This is a genomic window from Mesorhizobium sp. ORS 3428, from assembly GCF_001854785.1.
GTDB lineage: Bacteria > Pseudomonadota > Alphaproteobacteria > Rhizobiales > Rhizobiaceae > Mesorhizobium.
This window is the reverse complement of record NZ_MDFL01000137.1, coordinates 1-4,454: the sequence shown is the minus strand read 5'-3', so window position 1 is coordinate 4,454 and position 4,454 is coordinate 1. Positions and strand designations below refer to the sequence as shown.

The following is a 4,454-nucleotide window of genomic DNA, read 5'->3' as shown; positions in this document are numbered from 1 at the left end:
GCGAGAAGGCGAGCATCCGCTGGACGAGATCCTTGCCCTGGGCGGCCGAGCGGCGCGTCATTTCGAGGATTTGGGCAGCATTGCCGTCGAGCGTCAGTTGCCGTTCGAGCAGGGCGAGCCCAGAGAGGATGGCCGCAAGCAGATTGTTGAAGTCGTGGGCGAGCCCGCCGGTCAGCTTGCCGATCGCATCGAGCCGCTGCGACTGCAACAGCTGGCTCTCCAGACGGCGCTGCTCGGTGATGTCCTGCATGGTACCAAGCAGTTCGAACCCCGGGCCGTCCCTGGACACCACGCCCTGGTCGAAGAATATGCGATATTGTTCGTCGGAGCACCGCCATCGGAATTCGCACGTATAAGAGCCTGTCTCGATCGCCGCCGTAAGCGATCTGGTGACTTCGTCGCGATCATCGGGATGGACCCGGCCGAGCCCGAAATCGGGATTCGACAAGAAACGGCCGGGCGGGAAGCCCGTCAGCCGCTCGACCCCTTTCGAAACATAGCGCGCGGCGAAAGGTGCCTCGGCCGAGCGCGCGTGAAAACAAATCGGCAGCGAGGCAAGAATCAGCTCCTGCCGCGCTTCGGAATGGCGGAGCGCTCGCTCCGCCTCGAACCTTTCCGACTGGGCCTTCAATGCCTGTTCGAGCAGCCGCTGTTCCCGGATCGCATTTCGCTCGATCTCGCGCGTCTTCTCGTAGAGATCGACAAAGACCATGACCTTGGAGCGCAGCATCATCGGGTCGAACGGCTTGAACAGATAGTCGACCGCGCCGACGTCATAGCCGCGCAGCATATGCGCCTCTTCCTTGTTGATGGCGGTGAGGAAGATGATTGGTGTGTTTCTCGACCGTTCGCGCCGGCGCACGAGCGAGGCGGTCTCGTAGCCGTCGAGATCCGGCATCAGCACATCGAGCAAGATGACGGCGAAGTCATCCCTGAGCAAGAAGCGCAGCGCTTCCTCGCCCGACTGGGCGCAGACGACCTCGCCGACATCGCCGAGCACCTCCGCTATTGCAAGCAGATTGCGCTCGTCGTCATCGACGGCGAGAACGCGTGCTCGCATCGCCTGCTCGACCGGTTCGTTTCTTTCTGCCTCCATCGCGGCCATTTTGYTGAACCTGCCGGGCGCGCTGTCAGCTAGCGGTCATCAGTGTCTGCTCGGACCGTCCAGCCCGCGAGCGCGCGCGGCCGACCCAAACCCGCAGCAAGGCAAGCAGCAAATCCAGATCGACAGGTTTGGCGATGTAGTCGGAAGCGCCCGCGTCGAGACATTTCTGCCGATCGCCTTTCATGRCCTTGGCGGTGACCGCGATCAGCGGAATATGGGCGATTGCGGCCGTGGCGCGGATCCTGCGCATTGTCTCGTAACCGTCCATTTCCGGCATCATGATATCGATCAGGGCAACGTCGACATCCGGCGTTTCTTCGAGCAAAGCTATGCCGTCCCGTCCCCGCTCCGCGTGCTGCACATCAATGTCGTAGGTCTCCAGCACGCTGGTCAGCGAGTAGATATTGYGAATGTCGTCGTCGACGATCAGAACCTTGGCGCCGGCTAGATCGGCGTTGTCGAGCTGCTCGCTGGCAAAAATCTCCTCGCTATGCGTGTCGCTTGGCAGCGCCGCCGACATCAGCAGCCCGAGTTGGGCGAAGTTGTCGGCGCGCGCGACATCGGCAAGCGCCGGATGCAGCGCGACCTGCTGCAAGAAGGCATCCGGATGCGGCGTGAAGAACAGCAGACGCGGTAGGAAATCGCTCAACTGAGACGCGATATCGTCGAGTATCTGGGCGTTGTCCTTGGCCGAGCGGCCAAACCCGAACACGACGGCGTCATAAGCGGCAATGCCGACCTCATCCGCGTTGGCGGCGACACGGCCGATGGCGGTGACCGAGGTGATGCCGTCGCGAATGGCTTCCACCAGCGCTAGGCGACGCTCCGGGTCGGGATCGGCGACCAGGACGTTGCGCTGTACTCTCAGATTCCGCGAATGGATGTCCTCGAAAACGCGCGCAAGTTCGCCGGCAGAGACCGGCTTGCTCGAAACGCTTGCGGCGCCCCTGCGCCTCAGCACGTCGAGATCCTCGGCGCCGGAGACGACATGGATCGGAATGTTCCTGGTCTTCTGGTCATGCCGCAGAAGATCGAAAAGCACCCAGCCATCAATGYCCGACAGGCCGAGGTCGAGCGTGATCGCATCCGGCATGAGCTTGCGCGTGAGGGCGAGCGTGCCCGAGCCCGCCGTCGAAAGAACGCCCTTCAGCCCGGCTGACCGGGCAAGGCCGAGCAGCAGGCCGCCGAAAGTCGGGTCGTCCTCGACGATCAGCACGACCCTGTCCGAGGGATTGATCGAGTCGCGATCGTCGGCAAGCTCCGGCGTGCCTGCGGCGCCTGCCGGCTGGACCGCCGCGATGGCGTCGGCAGGAGGCGAAAGCTCGATCTGCGGCGCCAGGCTGCTGCGMGGGCCATCGAAGGGGATGACCAGCGTGAAGGTCGACCCCTTGCCCGGCTCGCTTTCGACGCGCAGCTCGCCGCCGAGCAGACGCGCGATCTCCCGGCTGATGGAAAGGCCGAGACCGGTGCCGCCATATTTGCGGCTGGTCGTGCCATCGGCCTGCTGAAACGCCTCGAAGATGAGCTTTTGCTTGTCTTCCGGAATGCCGATGCCCGTATCGGTGACGGCGATCGCCAGCGCCCGCGGTGCCGCTGCCGCCGCGCCGTTTCCACGGCCGGTCCTGTCGGCGTGGATGCTCAGGATCACCTCACCGACGGAAGTGAATTTGAAGGCGTTGGAAAGCAGATTGAGCACGATCTGCTGCAACCGCTTTTCGTCGGTGCGGATCGTTTCGGGCAGCGCCTGCTCGATCTTGATGGTGAAGCCAAGACCCTTGTCCGCTGCGAGCTGCCTGAAAGTCCGCTCCATATGCTGGCGCAGATGCGCGAGCGGCATGTCGTTGATCTCGATCGACACCGTGCCGGACTCGATCTTCGACAGATCCAGAATGTCGTTGATGAGGCTGAGCAGATCGGTGCCGGCCGAATTGATCGTGCGCGCGAACTCGATCTGCTTGTCGTTCAGATTGCCCTGCTGGTTGGTCGCGAGCAGATTGGACAGGATCAGCAGCGAATTCAGCGGCGTCCTCAGTTCGTGGCTCATATTGGCCAGGWACTCGGACTTGTATTTGGAGGTCAGCGCCAGCTGCTCGGCCTTCTCCTCCAGCGCGCGCCTTGCCATCTCGATCTCGAGATTCTTGTTCTCCACCTGCTTCTTTTCGTTCTCCAGCAGCTGCGCCTTTTCCTGCAGCTCCTCGTTGGTGGCGTGAAGCTCCTCCTGCTTCTTGGTGAGCTCGGTCTGGCGCGACTGCAGTTCGGACGTCAGAAGCTGCGACTGCTTGAGAAGCCCTTCCGTGCGCATGGTGGCGGCGATCGTGTTGAGCACGATGCCGACAGATTCCATCAGCTGGTCGAGGAAGGAGCGATGCGTGTCGCTGAACCGGCTGAACGACGCGAGTTCGATGACGGCTTTGAYCTCCTCCTCGAACAGTGCCGGCAGAACGATCACGCTTGCCGGCGCCGCTTCGCCCAGGCCGGAGGTGATGCGCAGGAAGCTCGAAGGGACATGGTCGAGCATGATGGCCCGCTTGTCGGCCGCGCACTGACCGATCAAACCTTCGCGGAAGTCGACCCGCTGGCGGATGGTGGYGCTGCTCTCCGCGGCATAGGACGCCGCGAGCTCGAGGTAGGATTCTTCCTCGTCGCGATTGGTGACGTAGAACAGGCCGTACTGCGCGTTCACCAGCGGGGCGAGTTCCGAAATGATCATCCGCGAAACAGTGGCAAGATCGCGCTCGCCCTGCAGCATGCGCGAGAAGCGGGCAAGATTGGTCTTCAGCCAGTCCTGCTCAGCGTTCTTCAGCGTCTGATCCTTGAGGTTGCGGATCATCTCGTTGATGTTGTCCTTCAGCGCGGCGACTTCGCCCGAAGCCTGCACGCTGATGGAGCGGGTCAAGTCGCCCTTGGTGACGGCGGTCGAGACCTCCGCGATGGCGCGGACTTGCGTGGTCAGGTTCGCCGCCAGCTGGTTGACGTTGTCGGTCAGGTCGCGCCACAGGCCGGCCGCGCCCGGCACCCTGGCCTGGCCGCCGAGCTTGCCCTCGATGCCGACCTCGCGCGCCACGTTGGTCACCTGATCGGCGAAGGTGGCAAGCGTTTCGATCATGCCGTTGATGGTGTCCGCCAGCGAAGCGATTTCGCCCTTGGCGTCGACCGCAAGCTTGCGCTTCAGATTGCCCTGCGCCACGGCGGTGRCGACATCGGCAATGCCGCGCACCTGGTTGGTCAGGTTGGTCGCCATGAGGTTGACGTTGTCGGTGAGGTCCTTCCAGGTGCCGGCCACACCCTCGACGCGCGCCTGGCCGCCGAGCTTGCCCTCGGTGCCGACCTCGCGCGCCACGCGCGTCAC

At 63.3% G+C, this 4,454-nt stretch carries 2 protein-coding genes; both read right to left on the bottom strand.

Features of this window, described 5'->3' with window-relative positions; all coding sequences use genetic code 11:
• Positions 1-1,060, bottom strand: a 1,060-nt coding sequence (locus ORS3428_RS23150; RefSeq protein ID WP_244508078.1) for an ATP-binding response regulator, incomplete at its 3' end; no start/stop codon positions are given.
• A gap of 70 nt (positions 1,061-1,130) precedes the next feature.
• On the bottom strand, positions 1,131-4,454 hold a 3,324-nt coding region (locus tag ORS3428_RS23145), incomplete at its 5' end, for a response regulator (RefSeq protein WP_122984389.1).